This is a genomic window from Kitasatospora sp. NBC_01539 (assembly GCF_045040525.1).
In the GTDB taxonomy this organism is placed as follows: domain Bacteria; phylum Actinomycetota; class Actinomycetes; order Streptomycetales; family Streptomycetaceae; genus Kitasatospora.
On the sequence record NZ_CP109390.1, the window covers coordinates 7,950,964 to 7,971,326 of the forward strand.

Here is a 20,363-nt window from a genome sequence, read left to right on the forward strand (position 1 = left end):
AGGGTGAGCACGGTCAGCAGGTGGAGCTACCCGTGCCGCGGACCGTCCGTCGACGCGCAGGCGGGCCGCACCCGATGGCGGTCACGGTGGGTCGGGTGGGTCAGTGCTGCAGGGTGAGGACGCCCGGGCGCCACGGCAGCTGGTCGTAGGGGCCGCTCGCGGTGGGGGACTTGCCCTGATAGAGGAACTGCAGGTTGCAGGGGTCGATGGTCATGGTCTGGTCGGGGTTGTTGCGGACCAGGTCGCCGTGGCTGATGTCGTTGGTCCAGGTGGCACCGCTGTTGGCCCTGCCCGCGAACGGGTTGCTCTCGGTGGCCGCCTGCGGGGTCCACGAGCCGCTCAGGCTGGTGGCCGTGAAGGACCGGAAGTAGCGTCCGTTCGCGCCCTGGGCCTCGACGATCATGAGGTACTGGTTCTGGCCCTGGACCTTGTAGACCTGCGGCGCCTCGAACAGGTTGGCCGTGGTGTCGCTCATGACCGTCGTGTACGACGAGCCGAAGCTGCCGGGGAAGTTCCCGATCGGCATGCTCGCCCGGTAGATCTTGCCGTTGTCACCGGCGAAGAACAGGTACATGTTCTGGCCGTCGGCGATCAGGGTCTGGTCGATCGGGCCGGTACCGGAGCCCTGGATGCTGCCGGTGAACAACGGCTGCGGCGAGGACCAGCCGTTGGGGTTGGTGGGGTCGCTCGACGTGCGGTAGATGAAGGGCCACGCGCCCCACTGGTAGGCCAGCACCCAGATGTTCCTGGGCGCGAAGTAGAACAGCGTGGGCGCCACCGCGGCCTGGCTCATCCCGCTCTGGCCGGCCGAGGCCATGTCCGACCAGTTCGTGAAGGGGCTGAACGCCATGGAGCCGTACGAGGATCCCGACACGTTCGACGCGTAGACCAGGTGCTTGCCGTTGTAGACCACGTCGGTGAAGTCCTTCACCGCGGCCCACCCGTTCGCCGGCTGCGCCAACGCGCCCGTCGACGCCCAGCGGTAGGCCGACGGAAGGGCACAGGTGCCGCCCGTCGGCGGGGGCGTGGTCGGGGTCCCGGACAGGCCGGTCCACTGCTGGTTGCTGCGGCCGTTGCACGTCCAGATCTCCACGGCCGTGCCGTTGGCCGTGGCACCGCCCGTGACGTCCAGGCACAGTCCGGACTCCACGCCGACGATCGTGCCGTCGGAGTTCACCCGCCACTGCTGGTTCGCGGCGCCGCTGCAGGCCCAGATCTGCACCCGGGTGCCGGCCGTGGTGGCGTGGCCCGGAACATCCAGGCACTTGTTGCCGTACACGGTCAGCTGGTTGCCGGACGTCGACGTCCACAGCTGGTTGGCGCCGCCCGAGCAGTCGTAGATCTGCAGCAGCGCGCCGTCGGCCTGGCCGGCGTTCGACACGTCGAGACACCGGCCGGAAGCGACACCGCGCAGGGCGCCGCTGGTGGCCGCCTGGGCCGGGCCGGCGACGAGCATCGCCGCCAGCGCCACCACGGCCGCAACCGCGGCGGTGAGCACCACCGACAACTGCCTGCGGGGGGAACGTTGCCTGTGCACAAGGCCTCCTCTTGGCGAAGGGATGGAACTGTCACCCGATACTGTGAGCGCTAACAATTGCTGGCGCGGGTCGCCCGGGGGAATCACGTCGCGACACCGGCCGCGGCTCGGCTCACCTGAAGTTCCAGTGCTGGTTGGCGCCGCCGTTGGAGTCCCAGATCTGGACGGGACTGCCGTTGGCGGTCTGGCCGCCGGGGATCTCCAACGCCCGGCCGCTGGCGACGTTGGTCAGCGTGTAGGAGCCGTCGCCGTTCCGGGCGGCCCGCCAGTGCTGGTTGGCGCCGCCGTTGGAGTCCCAGACCTGCATCCGCGTCCCGTTGCCGGTCTGGTTGCCCGGCTCGTCCAGTGCCCGGCCGCTGGCGATGTTGATCAGGGTGTAGGAGCCGTCGCCGTTCTGGGCGGCCCGCCACTGCTGGTTGGAGGCGCCGCTGGCGTCCCACACCTGGAGCGGAGTGCCGTTGCCGTTCTGCCCCGCGGGCTCGTCGAGGACGCGTCCGGCGGCCACGTCGGAGAGCGTGTAGACGGTGCCGGAGACGATGCCCCCGCCCGGCGTGTCGCTGCCGCCGCCCAGGGCGGCGAGTACCGAACCGTAGGCGGGCTTCTTGTTGCCGCTGTTGTCGAACAGCAGTGGGTTCTCACCGGTGCGCCAGGAATCGCCGTCGCGGATGCCCCACACCGTGATGCCCGTGCAGCGGGCGACGTTCATGCAGCTTTTGACGGTGTTGGCGTAGGCGGTCGAGGAGGCCTGGGCGATGTCGAGTTCGGTGATCTGCACGTCGACGCCGAGGGCGGCGAAGCTCGACAGGGTGGTCGGGAAGCTGGCCGGCTGCCCACCGGTGCCGAAGTGGCTCTGGAAGCCGACGCAGTCGATGGGCACGCCACGGGCCTTGAAGTCCTTGACCATGGTGTAGACGCCCTGGGTCTTGGCGTCGGACCAGTTTTCGATGTTGTAGTCGTTGTAGCAGAGCTTGGCCGCGGGGTCGACCGAGCGGGCGGTGCGGAACGCCTCCTCGATGAAGCCGTTGCCCAGCAGGTTCTGGAACACCGAGCTGCGGTGCTGGCCGCTGCCGCCGTCGGCGAACGCCTCGTTGACCACGTCCCAGGCGTAGATCTTGCCCTTGTAGTGCGCCATCTCCTGGGTGATGTGGTTGTTCATCACGCTGCGCAGGGTGTTGGCGTCGGTGATGGAGCCGGCCCAGCCGGGCAGTTGGGAGTGCCAGACCAGGGTGTGGCCGCGCATGCGCTGGCCGTGCGCGGTCGCGTGGCTGACGATCGAGTCGGCGGGGGCGAAGTTGAACGACCCGCGGGAGGGTTCGACGGTGTCCCACTTCATCTCGTTCTCCGGGGTGATCATGTTGAATTCCCGGTCGAGAACGGTGGAGTACGTCGAGTCGCCGAGCTTGCCGGCGGGCACTGCCGTGCCGAAGTAGCGGCCGCTGTCGGCCGCTGCCGCACCCAGCGTGGTCGCCCCTGCGGCGTGGGCCGCGGGGCTCGCGGTGACGGCCGGGACCGAGCTGACGACCACGCATGCGGCCGCCGTCAGAATCTTGCGGAGGCCGGGCTTCCTGTCGAACCGTGGCATGACGAATCGTTCTCCTTGTTGTGGGGATACCTGCGCACCGGTCGGGAGCCGGCGCCTCGTCCTGGCGGTTGTGCGGGCGCGCACCCGGCCGGGCGGTTCCTGCCGGGCAGGGCGGCGGTGCGCGTCCGGGCGTGGTGCCTGATCCGCCCAGTAGCTGTGCTTCCGGTCGGCGCGCCGCTCACACCCTTGCCGCTCACACCCTTGTGGGGTCCGGCCGACGGGAGGGATCGGCCTGCTGTCGGCACCGTCCGTTAGCGCTAACAATTCACGACGGACACGTGCCCTGCCTGTGAGCCGGCATCGGGTCCGCCGTTCGGACTTGTCGACGGCGACAGTGTTGGCCTGCGCTTGACGGGCTGTCAACGCTTTCGACTGAAACGGTGAAAGTATCGGTTGCCGCCGAATGTGCCCCTGCCCGGAAAGTCGCTGGCCAGGCGCTCGGTGACCGGCGAAGCCCGAGAACTTGACTGCTGCCTCGCCGATTTCCCCCGCCGATCGACCACCGTCGTGGGCCGCGGCGCACGGCAGGATCCCCGAAAGTTACGAAAACTCCCGCTCCTGGCTGACCCGCTTCAACGGCAGGCGGCTTCCCGGGCCGTACGGCGAACCGCACCTGGCGGATCCCGCCGCGGCCCACCAGTGGCGTCCCTCGTGCGGCAGCGGCCCGGCTTCGCCCCTGCCGCCGCCGGGGCGCAGCGTCCGCCGGTCGTCGTCCCGGCCCTGCGGGGCGGCGCCAGGACCGTTCCCGGTGTGCGGTCGGTTGCCGGGGCCGGTGCGGGTCGCGGGCTCGGACGGGACCCGGTCGTCGCCTGCCGTGGCCACGGCCGGGCGTGCCGCCGTCGGATGGCGGGTCAATCGCGTCTCGATCTCGGCGGGGATCTCGGGGTCGGTCGCCTTCCAGCGCCTGCCGTCGACGACGACGAAGTGCCCGTCAGGGATGCGGTCCCCCTCTTTTCCGCCGCCACCGCAGCGTCATTCCCCAGCGCCCTGCCTCCCGCGCCACGGCCCTCGCGTTGCACGGGTTCCGCCCGTCCTGAGGGGGCAGGGCCTGTCTCCCGTCGCTCGGTGCCGTTCCACCCGGGTGTCGAATCGCGTCGCCGAGGGACCTCGGCTGTCGGCGCCGAGGTCTCCTGCGGGACTCGCGATTACCTGTCGACGGCGTCGGTCACGCGATTCCAGTTGTCCAGGTCTGCGATGCGGGCATCCAGGGCGGTGCGCATGCCGGTGGCGCCGGAGGTGCCGAGGGCCAGGCGCAGCGGAGGGTTGGGGCTGTCGACCGCGGTCCGGATGCCTGCGGCGATCCGCGCCGTGGGGGAGAACGCGGATGAGGGCAGTTCTCCGATGCCCTTCTGGACCTCGCGGACGGTCCGGTCGTAGTCGTCGAGGCCGGCCGCGACGTCGAGGTTGGACAGGAAGGGGGTCGCGGTCAGTCCGGGCTGGATGATCGTGACCTTGATGCCGAGCGGTGCGACCTCGGCCGCCAGTGCGTCCGACAGTCCCTCGACCGCGTATTTGGTTGCGGCCAGCAGTCCCACGCCGGGGTGGGCGGACTGTCCGTAGACCGACGAGCCCTGGAGGATGTGTCCGGATCGCTGGGCGCGGAGTGTTGGCAGCGTCGCGCGGAGCACGTTGAGCACTCCGAAGACGTTGGTGTCGAACACGGCGCGGGCCTGCGTATCGGAGGCTTCCTCGACGGCTCCGAAGAGTCCGTAGCCGGCGTTGTTGGCCACCACGTCGATGCGACCGAACCGGGCGAGCGTGCGTTCCACCGCTTCCCGGACGGCCTGTTCGTCACGTACGTCCGCCTGCACGAGGAGGAGGCGGTTGCCGTGCAGTTCGGTCAGTTCGCCCAAGGGGGCGGTGTCGCGGGCGAGTGCGGCGACGACGTCGCCGCTCGCCAGTGCCTGGAGCGTCAGTTCGCGGCCGATGCCGGACGTCGCGCCGGTGATGAGCCATGCACGGGGGTCGGTCTGCTGATTTGAGGTTCCGTTCATGTTGCGACCGTAAGTCGATAGCTCATAACAAGTCAAGGCGAATGATGTTGCGCGTTGCTCGTTAGACGGATTAGTGCCTCTTCCTGCTGATGTAGGATGGAGCGATGAGCAGTGCGGCAGCCGGATCTGCGAAACCCAGCCCGCGCACGGTCACGCCGGCGGCGGAGACCGTGCTCGCGTTCGTGAACACGCGCGCGGACGGGGCAGGCCGGCGGGAGTTGTTCGGAGACGGGCACGCGTTCGCGGCCTGGCTCGCGGAGCACGACGGGTTCGGCGGCGAAACCGTGGCGACCGACGCCGATGCCGCAGCCGCGCGCGAGCTGCGTGACGCCCTAGTGACCCTGCTTCTCGCGCACTCGGGCGATGAGGAGAGCCTGGGCGAGCCGCTGCAGCACGCCGAGCGGCACCTGCGGCGCGCGGGTTCGCTCTACCCGCTGGCTCCGGTGGTCACGGCCGGTGGTGTCGAGCTGGCGTCGCCGCAGGCAGGGGTGCCGCGGGTGTTCGGGACCGTACTGGCCGCGGTGGCGACCTTCGCCCAGACCGGCGACTGGGGGCGTATCAAGGCGTGCCGCAACCCCCCGTGCCATTTCGGTTTCTTCGACCGCACCCGCAACGGGGCGGGGCTTTACTGCAGTACCGGCTGCGGCTCCCAGGTGTCCATGCGTAACTACCGCCAACGGCAGCGCCAGGAGAGTGAGACACCGCCCGAGGCGTGAGTCCGTGCTCCACGGGGCCTGACCACCCGCACCCGATGGGGGCCCCTCCCCGACCATGACCTGGCCCCGGGAGAGGCCTCGCCGCGGACCCGCACCGGTTCCGGGCTGCCCGTGACGACGAGCGGTCCGCCGACCGAAACGTCGACGTCGACGCAGGCTCCGACACCGCCCGCACCGAATGGCAACGCGACCCCGACCAGACCGCGCCACCCTGACCCGGAGGGCACCGCCGGCACGAGGCGGGCCGCGGTGCGGGATGACGGGAGGGATCCTGTGCCTGCGGTGGAGGTCTCCGGCTTCACCCCGCGCCGCAAGGGGGCACCGTCCGGGGGGCTGCGGGTGTCGGTGGTGGTCAGGGCTGGTACTGGCGCCGGTAGGCCGAAGGGCTGACACCCATTGTCTGCCGGAAGTGGCGGCGGAACCCCGCGGCCGACAGGCCCACCCGGCCGGCCACCGCGTCGATCGGGTGGGCCGCGGACTCCAGCAGGGCGGCCCCGGCCCGGATCCGCTCCCGGGTGATCCAGCGCCCCGGCGGCAGGCCGGTCGCCTCGATGAAGCGGCGTTCGAACTGGCGCACCGACAGGTGCGCGACCCCGGCCAGCTCGTCGACGGTCAGACGCCGCGGCAGGCCCTCCAGCGCGTACCGCACGGCAGCGCCGATCGGATCGCCGGAGGGCGCCCTGCCGACCGGGTGCTCGGCGAACTGCGCCTGGCCGCCCTCGCGGTGCGAAGCCACCACCATGCGGCGGGCCACTCGGGCGGCGACCTCGGCGCCGTGGTCCCTGCGGACCAGGTGCAGGCAGACGTCGATGCCGGCGGCCGTGCCCGCGGCGGTGACCACCGACCCGGTGTCGACGTACAGCACCGACGCGTCGACCCTCACCTCGGGGTGGCGTTCCTGGAGCAACCGGGCGTGCCGCCAGTGCGTGGTCGCCTCCAGGCCGTCCAGCAGGCCCGCGGCGGCCAGGGCGAACGCGCCGCTGCAGACGGACACCACCCGCGCTCCCCGGGCGTGTGCGGCCCGCAGCGCCTCCAGCACCGCCGGGGCGACCTCGCGGCGCACGTCCGCGACCCCGGGGACGACGACGGTGTCGGCGTGCCGGAGCCGCTCCAGGCCGTGGTGCACCACGATGTCGAAGCCGCCGACGACCCGGTGCGGCCCGGGCGTCTCGGCGCACAGCTCGAACCGGTACCACCACTCCACCTCCAGTTCGGGCCGGGGGACGGCGAACACCTCGGCGACGGTGGCGAGTTCGAAGGGCGCGATCCCGTCGAAGGCGAGGCAGGCGACACGATGGGGGCGCATGACGGAATCCTAGCGGTGCGCGCCGTTTCCGACACTGTCGGCCGCCGGCGTCGGGCCCGAGTCTGGTGGCATGCACCCTGACACCACCGCGCCGCTGACCTTCGGCATGCTCGTCTTCGACGAGGTCGAGGTCCTCGACCTGGGAGGCCCCTTCGAGGTCTTCAGCACCGCCGGTCGCCTGGCCCGCACCCCCGACAGCCGGCCGCTGCTGCGCGTCCTGACGGTCGCACCGGCCGGTCGCCTGGTCCGCGCCCGCGGCGGCCTGCACGTCCTGGCCGACCACACCCTCGACGAGGACCCGCCCTTCGACGTCCTGGTGATCCCTGGCGGCGTCACCACGGCCGTCGAGAAGGATCCGCGCGTCATCGCCTGGCTGACCCGCCGCCGGCAGACCTCCGCACTGACCTTCAGCATCTGCACTGGCGCCTTCCTCCTCGCCGCCACCGGAGCCCTGGCCGGCCGTCCGGCCACCACCCACTGGGAGGACCAGGACGAACTGGCCGAACGCTGGCCCGACATCCGCCTGCGCACCGACGTCCGCTGGGTCGACGACGGCGACCTCGTCACCTCCGCGGGTATCAGCGCGGGCATCGACGCCAGCCTCCACCTCGTCGGCCGCCTCCTCGGCGACGAACTCGCCCACCGCACCGCCCGCCAGATGGAGTACACCTGGATCCCCGGCCCCGGCGGCTCCACCCGACAGTGAGCCGGCCCGGTGAGCACGGTGCCCTTGTGCCGCATCGGGCAGTGGCGCGATGTCGTGACTCATCCCCGGCGTTCACGCGGGGGAGGAGTCACGATCCGGAGGCCGGTGTTCGGCCGAGGCGTCGGATCTGCTCCAGCACCCTCGGTGCGGATGCCTGGTTCCCGTGCGCTGCCGCTTCTCGTGAACGTCGGACAGGCGGGCCGCAGGGGGCTTCCCGGAATGGTGAACAGCTGCTGGTGGAAACTCGTGAACAAAACCGACGGCGGAGTTCATCATCCGACCCGGTTCCGGCGGGTCGGCGGCCGGGTCGCTCGTCACCGCGGTCGGTAAGGCACGGGCGAGGGCGTGGGTCGTCACAGCCAGCGGCCGGTGGCGTTCCCGTCCGGGTCGTCGGCCAGCACGATGGTCGTGGTGATGCGTTTGCCCACGGGTTCGCGGTGGATCGCGAAGCTCCGGCCGACGGCCACGACGATCTCCAGGCCGTGCTGGCCGATCCGGGTCGGGTCGGGGGCGAGGATCGCCGGCGGCGTCGGGTTGCTGTCCCACACGGTCACCTCGACCGCGCCGTCGTCGATCTCCAGGGTCAGCAGGCACGGGCCGGGTGCGTACTTGCGGGCGTTGGTCACCAGCTCGCTGACCACGAGCTGCACCGTGCCCATCACCCGCCCGGACACCGGCAGGCCGTGAACGGCCTGCACATCGGTGAGGAAGCCACGGGCGAGGTCGCGGGCGGTGGCGATGTCCTCGCCGTCCCCGAACACCCTGGACGCCGAGACGGCGCCCTTCGGCAGTGACCGTCTCTCCAGAACGTCCGCCGTCTGCTCCATGCCGTTCCGCCTCACCACGTGCCCGAGTGTCCTGCGCCCCCTTCTACCCCCGGATCTCCACCTCAGACATGTGCGGGCGCCCGGGCCCCGCTGCCGCTGTCGCGGTGTGGGGCCCGCGCGCGGCCGTTCCGGGCGGGTGTCACCGGTCGGAGTAGCTGAGGTCTCCCACCGTCCAGCTGCTGACGTCGGCGATGGCGATGCGGTACATGCCGCCGGTGTGCGGCAGGCCGTGGCTGCCCTGCAGGATGCGGGCCACGTGCAGGTGCAGGTGGGTCGGCCGCACGGCGGGTGGTGCCACGCCCGTGCCACCGTCGCCGGTGCCGGGCGACGTGAACATTGCGGCGAACGGCTTCAGGTGCTCCGAAGCCGTGAGGACTTCGGCCACCCGCTCGTGCCACAGGCTCTCCGGCGCCAGTCGGCCGGTGATGACCGCCCCGGGGACGACAACGGTCAGGGGCATCTGGTTGCTGTGCTCGGACTCCACCATCGCGGCGATGTCGACGAGCAGCCCGTCAGGGTTCGACATGGACCGAAGAATAACGGCCTCCGGTACCGGCCGGACGCCGCGGCCCTGCCGGCACGGCCGTCCTGCCCGCGGCGCCCGTCGTTCGCCGGGCCCGCCGGGTGCGCCGCGACAGGTCCGCCGTCCGTCCGTTCCGTCGGGAGCACGCGGCGACGGAGGCGGCCGCCGCCTCGCCCGGCACCGCCGTGCAGTACCTGCTCGGGTCCGTGCGCGGTGGCCGGCCCGCGGGTTCGGGCGGGGGAGTGGTGGTGAGTGAGGTGGCGCTCAGGGTGTCGACGACGTCCTGAACGTCCGGGGGCCGATGGTGGTCCAGGTACTGCGCCGACTGTAGGTCCGAGCGATGCACAAGTGCTGCGACAGGGGGAGGGCGGGGGAGCGGGCTACGTTCTGTCTTCGACACGCCGTGCTGCCGGTGGCAGCGGGCGATGATGCATTCGTGGGACAGGACGGTGGTGCACATGCGGAGAATGACGGACGGTTCGGGCCCGGGGACGGTACGCCTCGCCGACTCGGACTGCGCAACCTGCCACGGCGCCGGGGCCTCCCGGCACGGTCAGCCGTGTGGACCCTGCGGGGTGCGGCTCACCTCGACCCTCGTGCGCCGCCTCCTGGCCGCCGCGCACCGCTGTTGACAACCGTGAGGAGGGCCGGGGTCGCACCGCGTCCCACCCGAAGTACCCGTAGGCCGGTGCGGCCGGATGTCCGCGGCTGTCGGCGCCGGTCGGACCGTGGTCCTGGATCACTTCCCGGACACTGATCGGTGGTCTTCGGGAGTGTCGGATCTGGGTCTCCTCGCCCGGGTGCTGCCGGCCGGCTCGTGGTCAGCGGTCCGTCTGCGGGCCGATGTCGTGCGGGGTGTTCCCGGTGAGGAGTCCGGGCGGTGACTGCAGCGTCGCGGTGGCGGCGTCGGGGTGGATGGTGAAGACCCGGCCAAGGAGCGGCCCACTGCCGAGGGTGAAGCCGTCGACGGTTCGGCGGAGTCCGGGTGCCACCCGGCGGTCTCCGGGGCCACGTGGGCGAAGATCCGGGCGTTTGGAAATCCCGGCGCGGTGAAGACGGGTGTTGACACCGGATTCACCCGTCGAGGTAGGAGGAACGCATGGGCGTCATTGCATGGATCCTGATCGGACTGTTCGCGGGCGTCATCGCGAAGATGCTGATGCCGGGCAAGGACCCGGGGGGCGTCATCGTGACGATCCTCATCGGTATCGGGGGCGGCCTGCTGGGCGGCTGGCTCGGCAAGGTCGTCTTCGGCGTCGATTCCATCGACGGCTTCTTCGACCTCTCCACCTGGATCGCGGCCATCATCGGCTCGGTCATCCTCCTCGCCCTCTACCGACTGGTCACGGGCAACAAGCACCACCACCGCCACGCCTGATCGTTCCGGCCCCCGGCCCCCGGCCTCCGGCCCCGGCCGACGGAAACGGCTCCGCCCTCACCCTGTGAGGGCGGAGCCGTTTCGCCGTCTGCCACCTGCCGCACGGCTCGACGGCGTCATCGCGGCGCACCCGGATGGCGCGCACGGCCGCGCCGACCAGGTCGTCCCGTGCGAGGGTCGGTCTCGATGACGACCGCCCGGACGGCGACCGCGCCCCGGGAGGCGTCCCGCACTCCGGCGCGGGCACGGACCGGTCGTCGATGCCGCCCGGGTGCGGCTCGGCGACGAGCAGCCGTGCCGCGCGGCGCCGGACGACCTCACAAGGTGGGCTGCTGCATGGTGTCCGTTTGCCTCGTACGACGAATAGGCCTGGCCGGTGGCATGTTGGCCCTGACCGCGGCGACCGTGGCCGGCGGAGGGCCGCCCGGCGGCCCGGAGGCTCCGATCGGGCCGTCGCTGGGGCAGATCGTCGCCAAGCCGCTGTACGCCCACGCACAGTGGGGGATCCTGGCGGAGGACGGGGCGACCGGGCGGGTGATCAAATCCGTCCAGGGGGACAAGCTCTTCGTCCCCGGCTCCACCGCCAAGCTGTTCAGTGTCTCCGGCGCCTGGAACACCCTGGGCGGAGACCACCCGTTCACCACCCCCGTGCAGGCACTCGGCACCCGGTCGGGGTCTTCGCTGAAGGGCAGTCTCGTCCTCGTGGCGCAGGGCGACCTGGCGCTCGGCGGGCGGACGACCCCGCAGGGGACGCTGAGTTTCACCGACGTCGACCACACCTACGCCAACGACATCCCCGGCGCGACGCTCACCTCCGAGAACCCGCTGGCCGGGATCGACGAGATGGCCCGCCAGGTCCGGCAGTCCGGTATCACCCGGGTGGACGGCGACGTGGTGGTCGACGACCGGTTGTTCGAGCCGGCCGCCTTCTCGCCGACTCCGACACCGCTGATCGTCAACGACAACCTGATCGACCTGCTGACCACGGCGACGACGCCCGGCCGCCCGGCGAAGCTGTCCTGGCGGCCGCAGGTGGCGCCGTACGAGGTCACCTCGATGGTCACCACCGTGGCGGCCGGCGGTACGACCGCCATCACCGTGGACACGTCCGACGACGGCACCAGGATCACGCTGTCGGGCACGATCGCGGCCGACGCCGCTCCCGCGCTGCGGGTCTCCCCGATCACCGACCCGGCCGCGTTCGGGCGGACCGCGCTGATCGAGGCGCTGGGCCGGGCCGGGGTGACCGTCACCGCCCCGCCCGTCGGACCGAACGACGAGGACGGCCTGCCGGCCTCCTACCCGTCCGGGTCGCGGGTCGCGGCCTTCGTCTCGCCGCCCTTCACCGAGTACGCGAAGCTCGTCCTGAAGGTGAGCCACAACCTGGGTGCCAACCTCGACGTCTGTCTGATGGCTGTCGCGGCGAAGAGCACCGACTGCGCGGACGGCTTCCCCGTCCTCAAGGCCTTCCTGCAGAAGGCGGGGGTCGACACGACACAGGTGCAGTTGGCGGACGGTCGCGGTGGTGACCCCGCCGACCGGGCGACGCCGGAGGCGCTCAGCCAGATCCTGCGGTACTGGCTCCGCACGCCGGAGGCCCGGCAGTTCCGCGACAGCCTGCCGGTCCTCGGGCTGGACGGTACGCTGGCCGGCTTCTGCTCCGGCTGCGCGGGCGTCGGCAAGGTGTTCGCGAAGACCGGCACCGCCATCGGCGGCGACGACCTCAACCAGCAGCTCGAAGTCGGTTCCGAGGTGCTCGCGGGCTACCTGGAGGCCGATGACGGCACCCTGCGGACGTTCTTCGCCGGGGTGAACAACACCGCCGTGCCGGACATCACCGCCTTCTACGAGATCATCAACGACGTGTCGCTGGCCGCGTCGATCCTCCAGCAGGAGACGAGCGGCTGACCCGGCCCCGCCGCCCCGCCGTGCCCGGTGAGCGGGCCACGGCGGGGCGGCGTCCGGTCACGGCCGCCGGGCCGGGATCCCGGCCTCGAAGCCCTGGAACTCGCACTCCTGACGCCACTCCAGCTCGGCCTTCGGACTGCCGGCCAGCAGCGCCGCGCAGGCCGCGCTCGGGTGGTCGCTCCCCGGTTCGTCCCCCGCGCACTCGGCGGCCGGGCGATAGCCGTCCCGGTCGGCCCACAGGCTGCGCCCGGGTAGGAAGGCGTACTCCAGGGACGCCCGGGCCAGGTCGCGCAGCGCCGGGTAGTCGAGGTCGTACGTCAGCGCGGCCCGCTGGTACTCCGTGGTGATGTCGGTTCGGGAGACCCCGGGATCGTCGGTGGCCAGTGCCACCGGGACACCCGCCGCCCGGTAGCGGGGGAAGGGGTGGTCCGGCCCGCTGACGCCGAGGATCTGCGCGTTGCTGGTGAGCGGCACCTCGACGGCCACGTGCCGGTCGGCCAGCAGCCGCAGCAGCCCCTGCGGGTCGTCCTCGTACGCCAGGTCGACGCCGTGGCCGATCCGCTCGGCGTGGCCGGTGACGACGGCCTCCCGGATGTGGAAGCGCAGGTCCTCGGGCTTCGCCAGGCCCGGCACCAACTCCCCGGCGTGCAGGGTGATGTGCGCCTCGGGGTAGACGCCGTGCAGGTAGTCCAGCATCTGCATCTGGAGCCGGTAGTTCTCCAGCGCGGCGGGCGCGTCCTCCGGCTGGACCAGGTTGACCGCCACGAACCGCGAGTCCTGCCGGGCCAGTTCCATGCCGAGCAGCAGCTGGGTGAACACCCGTTCGGGGGTGGAGGCCCGGGAGGCCTGGGAGATGAACCGGACGGCCACCGCGCAGCCCGGTGCGGGGTCCGGGCCGTCGCAGTGCGAGGTCGTCCGGTACTCCGCCTCGGTGGCGTCCGCCTCGGCGACGGCGGCCCTGACCACCCGGCCGAGCCCGTCGTCGGCCAGCAGCTTCTGCCGCAGCTGCTCCAGGTCGCTGTCGAAGCCCACCCTGGCGGCGAGTGCGGCGGCCGCGTCCGAGGCCGGGGTCAGCATGGTCTCCAGGTAGGACTGGTGCTGGGTCGCGGCCGAGTCGGCGACCTCGGCCAGCAGCCGGCCCGGGCGGGTCCAGGATGCCGGGCCGAACTTGCCGAAGGTGGCGAAGAAGTGGTCGTGGCCGGACTCGGCCCCGGGGACGAAGTCCTGCATCGACCAGGCCCGGATCACCTGCAGCCGGAAGTCCTCGTCCGTCCGGGTGTCGGCGGCCGGCCGGCTGCCGGCCGCGCACGGGGCGAAGGTGGCCGTCGAGGTCGCCCGGTCGATGCACAGGCCCTCGTCCACGGCGATCTGCAGCAGCAGTTCGGTGGAGGCGGCGCCGGCCAGGTGGTTGTGCAGGTCCCCGCCCTTGGGCAGGGCCTCGAAGAAGGCGCGGAGCTCGGCGGGACGGTCCCGGATGCCGTGCAGGTAACGGGTGACGCGGTCCTCCGGCGCCCCGGTGCCCGACCGGGCGTTCGCGGAGGCGGGGACCAGGGACAGGAGCAGGGCGGCGCCCGCCGCGACGGCGGCGGCGGTGGCTCGGCTTGTACGGATCATGGCCGCATCCTGGCCGCGGACCGCCCGGGCACCGGGTACGACAGGCCGACGGGGCCGGGCGGTCAGCCGATCGCCGGAACGCGCGGGCCGTCCACCACGGGGCGCCGCTCCGCCCGGCGGCGCCGACACGGGTGAGCCGCACGTCCTCGGCGTACGGCCCACGGTGCGGGACGATACGGACAAAGGATATGAAAACCGAGCAAGGAAGAAGGGGCGGACGTGTCCGGCAGCGAGAGCGAAAACCCAGCAGTTCCCTCACCCACCCCCCCGTCGACCCGCCCCAGGACGAACCGGGACTGGTGGCCCACCCAGCTGGACCTCCAGGTGCTGCGCCAGCACGAGCCCCGTCCCAACCCGGTGGACGAGGACTTCGACTACGCGACGGAGTTCGCCGCCCTCGACGTCGACGCGCTGAAGCGGGACGTCATCGAGCTGATGACGACGTCGCAGGACTGGTGGCCCGCCGACTACGGCCACTACGGACCGCTGTTCATCCGGATGAGCTGGCACGCCGCCGGCACGTACCGCATCGCGGACGGCCGGGGCGGGGGCGGCAGCGGCGCCCAGCGGTTCGCGCCGCTCAACAGCTGGCCGGACAACGCCAGCCTGGACAAGGCGCGGCGACTGCTGTGGCCGGTCAAGCAGAAGTACGGCCGGAAGATCTCCTGGGCCGACCTCCTCGTGTTCGCGGGCAACTGCGCCATGGAATCCATGGGGTTCAGGACGTTCGGCTTCGCCTTCGGGCGCGAGGACATCTGGGAGCCCGAGGAGATCTTCTGGGGTCCCGAGGACACCTGGCTCGGCGACGAGCGCTACAGCGGCGACCGCGAACTCTCCGGTCCGTTCGGCGCCGTGCAGATGGGGCTGATCTACGTGAATCCGGAAGGCCCCAACGGCAGTCCGGACCCGCTCGCCGCCGCCCGCGACATCCGGGAGACCTTCGGGCGCATGGCCATGAACGACGAGGAGACCGTCGCGCTCATCGTCGGCGGACACACCTTCGGCAAGTGCCACGGCGCCGTCGACCCGTCGTACCTCGGCCCCGAGCCCGAGGCCGCCCCCCTCGAACAGCAGGGCCTTGGCTGGCACAACACGTACGGCAGCGGCAAGGGCCCCCACACGCTCACCAGCGGGCTGGAGGGCGCGTGGACCAACGAGCCGACGACGTGGGACAACGGTTACCTGGACAACCTGTTCCGGTACGACTGGGAGCAGACCACCAGCCCCGCCGGGGCCCGCCAGTGGAAGCCCACCGACCCCGCGGCGCAGGGCACCGTGCCGGACGCGCACGACCCGTCGAGGCGACACGCCCCGATGATGCTGACGACGGACCTCGCGCTGCGCGAGGACCCGGCTTACGAGCCGATCTGCCGGCGTTTCCACGAGCACCCGGACCAGCTCGCCGAGGCGTTCGCCAAGGCCTGGTACAAGCTGCTGCACCGCGACATGGGCCCGGTGTCCCGTTACCTCGGACCGTGGGTCCCCCGACCGCAGCTCTGGCAGGACCCGGTCCCCGAAGCCGATCACGAACCGGTCCAGGACGAGGACGTCGCCGCCCTCAAGGACCGCGTCATCGACTCCGGCCTGAGCATTTCGCAGCTGGTCACCACGGCGTGGGCGGCGGCGGCGAGCTTCCGCGGCACCGACAAGCGCGGCGGGGCCAACGGGGCGCGGATCCGGCTGGCGCCGCAGAAGGACTGGGAGATCAACGACCTGCCCGAGGTGGCCGGGACGGTGCGGCGGCTGGAGGAGATCCAGCGGGACTTCAACGGCGCGCAGACCGGCGGCAGGAGGATCTCCCTCGCCGACCTGATCGTCCTGGGAGGCTGCGCGGCGGTCGAGCAGGCCGCACGGAACGCCGGGCACCCCGTCACCGTCCCGTTCGCGCCGGGGCGCACGGACGCCTCGCAGGAGCAGACCGACGTGGAGTCGTTCGCCGTGCTCGAACCGCGGGCGGACGGGTTCCGCAACTACCTGCGCGACGGCGAGAAGCTGTCGCCGGAGACCCTGCTGCTCGACCGGGCGAACCTGCTGACGCTGACCGCGCCCGAGATGACGGTCCTGGTGGGCGGCATGCGGGTGCTCGACACCGGATTCCGGGGATCCCCGCACGGCGTCCTCACGCATCGTCCGGGTGCGCTGACCACGGACTTCTTCGTCAACGTGCTCGACATGGGCACGGAGTGGAGGGTGTCGGAGTCGGACGCGGACGTCTTCGAGGGACGCGACCGTGCGACGGGCGAGGCGAGGTGGACGGCCACCGCCGTCGACCTCGTCTTCGGGTCGCACTCCCAGCTGCGCGCCCTCGCCGAGGTCTACGCCTCCGGGGACGCGGACGCGAAGTACGTGCGCGACTTCGTGGCAGCGTGGGACAAGGTGATGAACCTCGACCGGTTCGACCTGCGCCGACCGGCCGACCGGCCGAGGGGCTGACCGGCTGAAGGGCTGTCCCGGCCGGCCGCGTGCGCGCTCCACGCGGCCGGCCGGGGCACGACGGGCCGCTCCCGCACCTGCGGGAGCCGACCGGCGTGGACTCCCACCGCCGCCCACCCGGCCGACCGGTGCCGCCGTCCCCCGGTCCTCTCCTCTCCCCTCCGCTCCTCGGCGGTCGCGTGCCCACGCCGGTCCATGGGCAGATCCGTACGCCGAGGGCGGGAACGGGGCGCCCCACGCCCGATGCGGGGGCCGTGCACACCGCCGCGACCCTCGCACCCACTCCACGGCCGACGCGTACGGTGGCTCTGTTCACGCGAGAACAGACGCCACCTGTACGCGAGTTCGGGAGACGTCGACGGTGCGTCGTGGTCCGGGATCCATGAGGGACGGCGGCGTCGGCGCGGCCCGCCGTCGCGGAGCCGGCACGCGGGAAGTCGCGATGCGCCCCGGGTAGCTGCTACATTCCCGGTGGCCGTGCGAGAGATCGAGGAGGTGGTACCCGTGAACGCAGTATCGACATGGGCGCTCCCTTCCGGGGTCATGGTCGGGCGATAGACAGGTCGTCCGGGAGCGCCGTTCCAGTGCACTCCGAAAGGCACGACCATGCGTTTCACCTCCGAGCAGCGCCTCGACGACGGCGTCCTCGAACGCGAATTCACCCTCGGTGAGATCCCCGGCATCGTGTGGACACCCGCGTCTGCATCGGCATCCGAACCGGCGCCGCTGATCCTGCTCGGCCACCCTCCCCTCGGCCTGGGCAGGATGTACCCCCGACTGGTGGCCCGGGCTCTGCACTCCGCAGCGGACGGCTTCGCCACGGCCACCATCGAGCTCCCCGGAAGCGGCGACCGGCCCCGTTGGCCCGCCGTCGAGCAGGCCCGCGCCGACCTGCGCCGGGCGATGCAGGCCGGCGAGCCGGTCACCGACGAGATCGTCGACGCCCTCGTCCTCCCGCTGGTCGAAAAGGCCGTCCCGGAGTGGCAGGCCGCCCTGGACGCCCTCCTCGCGCTGCCCGAGATCGGCGGCCCGGTCGGGTACTCCGGAGGAGTGATCTCCATCGGCGTCCGGCTGGCGGTGGTCGAACCGCGCATCTCGGCCGCCGTGCTCTTCGCCGGGAGTTTCGTGCCTCGCGCCATGTTCGAGGAGGCCCGGCAGGTCACCGTTCCACTGCACGTCCTGCTGCAGTGGGACGACGAGGGGAACGACCGGCAGGCGTCCCTGGACCTGTTCGACGCCTTCGGCTCCGAGGAGAAGTCCCTGCACGCCCATCTCGGCGGGCACACGGGTGTCCCGCAGTTCGCGGGGGACGCGGCGGCCCGGTTCTTCACCCGGCAGCTGACGTGAGGCCGGGCCGTCAACCCGGCGGCAGGCGGTGGCGGATGCCAGTCGGCACGCCGCTCACCGGGCTCGGCGTTTGACCCCTGCGGTCACTCGACCAGCTGATCTCCGGTTCTTCCCGGGACAGCGGAGACGGCCGTTCCCCGCGCTTCGAGATGTCGGGTCACGAAGCGCGGGAGAACGGCCGGCCGCCGCTCGCAGCCGAGCACCGGCGCGGCGCCCTGTACGCCGCCGCTGTATGCCGCGCTGTACGCCGCGCCGGACCAGTCCCGGTCACGGAGAGCCGGTCGTCACGAAAAGTGAGAAGGCGCGTACGGAAAGTCGGCGAAAGTGATGTAAGCGCTCGGCCGTCTCCTGCTCATCTGTCAGCGGGTCGGTGTGCACCGGCCCGTGGTCCTGAAGCCATCGCGCCTCCCCGGTGCGTCAGAAGAAGGAGACAGGTGCGCGTGAGCGTCATCCCGTTGGACCCCGCTTCCCCCGCCTCGTACGCCGTCGGTATCGACTTCGACCAGACGCTGGTCGCCCACGACGACGGCTGGCAGGACGGCCGGATCTACGGCGCCCCGATTCCCGGTGCGATCGATTCCCTGCACGCGCTCGCGGGCGTCCGCTCGGTGTTCATCGTGACTGCCCGCCACCCGCGCTTCCACCCGGCTGTCGCCACCTGGCTGACCCGGCACTCCGGACTGGACGCGGTCGTGGACGACGATCCCGAACGGGCCTACTGGCAGGGCGAGGCTCTGCTCGTCACCAACAAGAAGCTCGGTGCGGCGTTGTACATCGACGACCGTGGTCTGCGCTTCGGCGGCGACTGGACCACCACTCTCGCCCAGGCCCGCCATGCGATCGGACTTGCGGCACATCCGGCCCCGACCGGCCCGGCCGACCGTGTGGCCGGATCTCCCGGGCATGGGGCTCCCCAGGGGCGCGACGCCTTCGCTGAGGGGAGCGGAGCCGTCCGTGTGCCCGTCCGCGGTCGGCCCGGGGCACGGCTTGCGGCGTGGGGCGTGCCGTGGCCGCCGACCAAGGGCTGGAGGAAGAGGCTCGCCGGCCACCGGCAGGCCGAGCAGGACTGATGCGCGTGCGGCCGCCACCGGCCGCCCGATGTGTCTGCTGCCGTGCGGGTCGGCCCTGTCGGGCCCGCGCGGTGGTCACCCCCACTCACTGGGGACGGGGCTGGTTGCCCGTCCGGCGCAGGTGGGCGTCGACCAGGGCGAAGGTGGCCTCCGGCTGCTCGATCTGCGGAAGGTGGCCTGCCTCGGGGATGATCTCGATTCGACCGTTGCCGAAGGCCTCGGCGTACGCCGCGCCGTAGGCGGGGGTGACGACACGGTCGCTTTCGCCCCAGAGGAGGAGGGTGGGCACCTGGACGTGCCCGAGTCGGTGCAGCAGCTCGGGGTCGTGCATGTAGGGGTCGCCGGCGAGGGTGCGCATGGTGGCCATGTTGGCTTGCCTGCGGGCGAGTTCTTCGGTCGGGATGGCGGCGGGGTCGAGGTGGTGGCGGTCGGGGTCGTGCCAGGAGTGCTCCGCGATGCCGCGGGCGTCGAGGGCGAAGACGTCGGTGATCGGTTCCGTCTCGACCTGCACGCCCACGGCATCGATCAGGACGAGGCCGGTGATGACTCCCGCGGTGTCGCGCACCGCCATCTCGGCGGCGATCCAGCCGCCGAGTGAGGAGCCGACGACGAGTACGTCGTGCAGTCGGTGCTCGTGCAGGTGGTGCAGGTAGGTGAGGGCGAGGTCGTCGATGCCGGTGAGCCGTGCGGGGCGGTGAGTGCCGTCCCAGCCGGGGTGCACGGGGGTGAGGGTGTGGGCGGTGCGGGAGAGGTGCTGGGCGAGGCCGGCGACCGTGGCGGGGCCTCCGCCGCCGTGCAGGACGAGAACCGGCCTGCCGGTGCCGGCTTCGGACAGGGTGAGGGGCGGGTTCGCGTGGGCGTCCGATGCGGTCGTGGTCATGCCCCCACTGTAACTAAATATCTTTATATAAGCTAGCTTGGTCATGGCGTAGACTTCCTCCATGCATGGTGAGCTGCAAGAACTCGGCAGAGCGGTCAAGCAGGCCCAGTACCGGCAGCACCGGGCACTCGACGGTGCGCTCGCGGCCGTCGGCACGACGCTGGCCCAGTGGGATGCCCTGCGCGCCGTCAGCCGTTCACCGGGTGCCTCGGCCCGCGAGCTGGCCGTGGCGACGTTCCAGACCGAGCAGGCTTTCGGGGCGCTGGCCGGCCGCCTTGCGGCCCAGGGTCTCGTGGAGCGCAGGCCGGGTCACGGCCGGCGCATCGAGCACCACCTCACCTCCGCCGGCGAGAAGGTTCTGACGGCGGGTCACGGAGTTGCTGACGAGGTGCTCGCCGACTGCTTCTCGGCCTTGCCCGACGCGGATCGCGCGACCCTGCTCGACCTGCTTCGACGCCTCACCGCGGAGCGGGGCACATAGGCCCCGTCGGGCGTACCGCGCACCCGTTCATCCCCGCCGCTCGCTGAGCGGCCGCCCCGTC

General features: G+C 71.8%; 16 protein-coding genes and 1 pseudogene. 8 read left to right on the forward strand and 9 right to left on the reverse strand.

The genetic code is table 11. From position 1 onward, the window contains the following. Window positions 1-100 precede the first annotated feature (100 nt). The 3 genes and pseudogenes from OG335_RS34500 to OG335_RS34510 all read right to left on the reverse strand — a co-directional run bounded on the left by OG335_RS34500 (window position 101) and on the right by OG335_RS34510 (window position 5,113). Window positions 101-1,456 (reverse strand): non-reducing end alpha-L-arabinofuranosidase family hydrolase, encoded by a 1,356-nt coding sequence (locus OG335_RS34500; RefSeq protein ID WP_405015622.1) that lies wholly within the window; start codon window positions 1,454-1,456, stop codon window positions 101-103. 196 nt (window positions 1,457-1,652) lie between these two features. Then, a pseudogene (locus OG335_RS34505) lies at window positions 1,653-3,119 on the reverse strand (endo-1,4-beta-xylanase); the annotation flags it as partial. 1,145 nt (window positions 3,120-4,264) lie between these two features. After that, window positions 4,265-5,113, reverse strand: a complete 849-nt coding sequence (locus tag OG335_RS34510) for an SDR family NAD(P)-dependent oxidoreductase (protein ID WP_405015084.1) — start codon at window positions 5,111-5,113, stop codon at window positions 4,265-4,267. Window positions 5,114-5,217: 104 nt separating this feature from the next. Between OG335_RS34510 and OG335_RS34515 the strand changes: the two genes are divergently transcribed. Then, on the forward strand, window positions 5,218-5,829 hold the full coding sequence (locus tag OG335_RS34515; RefSeq protein ID WP_405015085.1) for a CGNR zinc finger domain-containing protein: 612 nt from the start codon (window positions 5,218-5,220) through the stop codon (window positions 5,827-5,829). A 352-nt stretch (window positions 5,830-6,181) separates the two neighbouring features. Here the strand turns inward: OG335_RS34515 and OG335_RS34520 are convergent, their stop codons facing one another. Then, window positions 6,182-7,135 (reverse strand): helix-turn-helix domain-containing protein, encoded by a 954-nt coding sequence (locus OG335_RS34520; protein WP_405015086.1) that lies wholly within the window; start codon window positions 7,133-7,135, stop codon window positions 6,182-6,184. Between the two features lie 70 nt (window positions 7,136-7,205). Here OG335_RS34520 and OG335_RS34525 point away from each other — a divergent pair, with 70 nt between their 5' ends. Next, window positions 7,206-7,841 carry a DJ-1/PfpI family protein gene (locus OG335_RS34525; RefSeq protein ID WP_405015087.1) on the forward strand — a complete coding sequence of 212 codons (636 nt, stop codon included), beginning with the start codon at window positions 7,206-7,208 and terminating at the stop codon, window positions 7,839-7,841. Window positions 7,842-8,194: 353 nt separating this feature from the next. Here OG335_RS34525 and OG335_RS34530 read toward each other — a convergent pair whose 3' ends face one another. The 3 genes from OG335_RS34530 to OG335_RS34540 form a co-directional block, all read right to left on the reverse strand. Continuing rightward, window positions 8,195-8,668, reverse strand: a complete 474-nt coding sequence (locus OG335_RS34530) for an ATP-binding protein (RefSeq protein WP_405015088.1) — start codon at window positions 8,666-8,668, stop codon at window positions 8,195-8,197. 139 nt (window positions 8,669-8,807) lie between these two features. Next, on the reverse strand, window positions 8,808-9,194 hold the full coding sequence (locus OG335_RS34535) for a hypothetical protein (RefSeq protein WP_405015089.1): 387 nt from the start codon (window positions 9,192-9,194) through the stop codon (window positions 8,808-8,810). An 818-nt stretch (window positions 9,195-10,012) separates the two neighbouring features. After that, window positions 10,013-10,183 (reverse strand): hypothetical protein, encoded by a 171-nt coding sequence (locus OG335_RS34540; RefSeq protein ID WP_405015090.1) that lies wholly within the window; start codon window positions 10,181-10,183, stop codon window positions 10,013-10,015. Window positions 10,184-10,290: 107 nt separating this feature from the next. Here OG335_RS34540 and OG335_RS34545 point away from each other — a divergent pair, with 107 nt between their 5' ends. Further along, window positions 10,291-10,569 (forward strand): GlsB/YeaQ/YmgE family stress response membrane protein, encoded by a 279-nt coding sequence (locus tag OG335_RS34545; RefSeq protein ID WP_405015091.1) that lies wholly within the window; start codon window positions 10,291-10,293, stop codon window positions 10,567-10,569. Between the two features lie 381 nt (window positions 10,570-10,950). Next, window positions 10,951-12,477: a D-alanyl-D-alanine carboxypeptidase/D-alanyl-D-alanine-endopeptidase gene (gene dacB, locus OG335_RS34550; RefSeq protein ID WP_405015092.1), complete on the forward strand. Its 1,527-nt coding sequence runs from the start codon at window positions 10,951-10,953 to the stop codon at window positions 12,475-12,477. A 57-nt stretch (window positions 12,478-12,534) separates the two neighbouring features. On the opposite strand, the gene OG335_RS34555 is transcribed toward dacB, so the two are convergent. Next, window positions 12,535-14,091 (reverse strand): adenosine deaminase, encoded by a 1,557-nt coding sequence (locus tag OG335_RS34555; protein ID WP_405015093.1) that lies wholly within the window; start codon window positions 14,089-14,091, stop codon window positions 12,535-12,537. A gap of 219 nt (window positions 14,092-14,310) precedes the next feature. On the opposite strand from OG335_RS34555, the gene katG reads away from it, so the two are divergent. The 3 genes from katG (at window position 14,311) to OG335_RS34570 (ending at window position 18,941) form a co-directional block, all read left to right on the forward strand. Further along, window positions 14,311-16,524 (forward strand): catalase/peroxidase HPI, encoded by a 2,214-nt coding sequence (gene katG, locus OG335_RS34560; RefSeq protein ID WP_405015094.1) that lies wholly within the window; start codon window positions 14,311-14,313, stop codon window positions 16,522-16,524. 606 nt (window positions 16,525-17,130) lie between these two features. Then, the gene (locus tag OG335_RS34565) at window positions 17,131-17,871 is read left to right on the forward strand and encodes an alpha/beta hydrolase (protein WP_405015095.1); all 741 of its coding nucleotides are present in this window, start codon (window positions 17,131-17,133) and stop codon (window positions 17,869-17,871) included. A 440-nt stretch (window positions 17,872-18,311) separates the two neighbouring features. Further along, window positions 18,312-18,941 (forward strand): hypothetical protein, encoded by a 630-nt coding sequence (locus OG335_RS34570; protein ID WP_405015096.1) that lies wholly within the window; start codon window positions 18,312-18,314, stop codon window positions 18,939-18,941. A gap of 85 nt (window positions 18,942-19,026) precedes the next feature. On the opposite strand, the gene OG335_RS34575 is transcribed toward OG335_RS34570, so the two are convergent. Then, window positions 19,027-19,821, reverse strand: a complete 795-nt coding sequence (locus OG335_RS34575; protein ID WP_405015623.1) for an alpha/beta fold hydrolase — start codon at window positions 19,819-19,821, stop codon at window positions 19,027-19,029. A gap of 61 nt (window positions 19,822-19,882) precedes the next feature. Here OG335_RS34575 and OG335_RS34580 point away from each other — a divergent pair, with 61 nt between their 5' ends. Beyond that, window positions 19,883-20,302 carry a MarR family winged helix-turn-helix transcriptional regulator gene (locus tag OG335_RS34580; protein ID WP_405015097.1) on the forward strand — a complete coding sequence of 140 codons (420 nt, stop codon included), beginning with the start codon at window positions 19,883-19,885 and terminating at the stop codon, window positions 20,300-20,302. The last annotated feature ends 61 nt before the right edge of the window (window positions 20,303-20,363 follow it).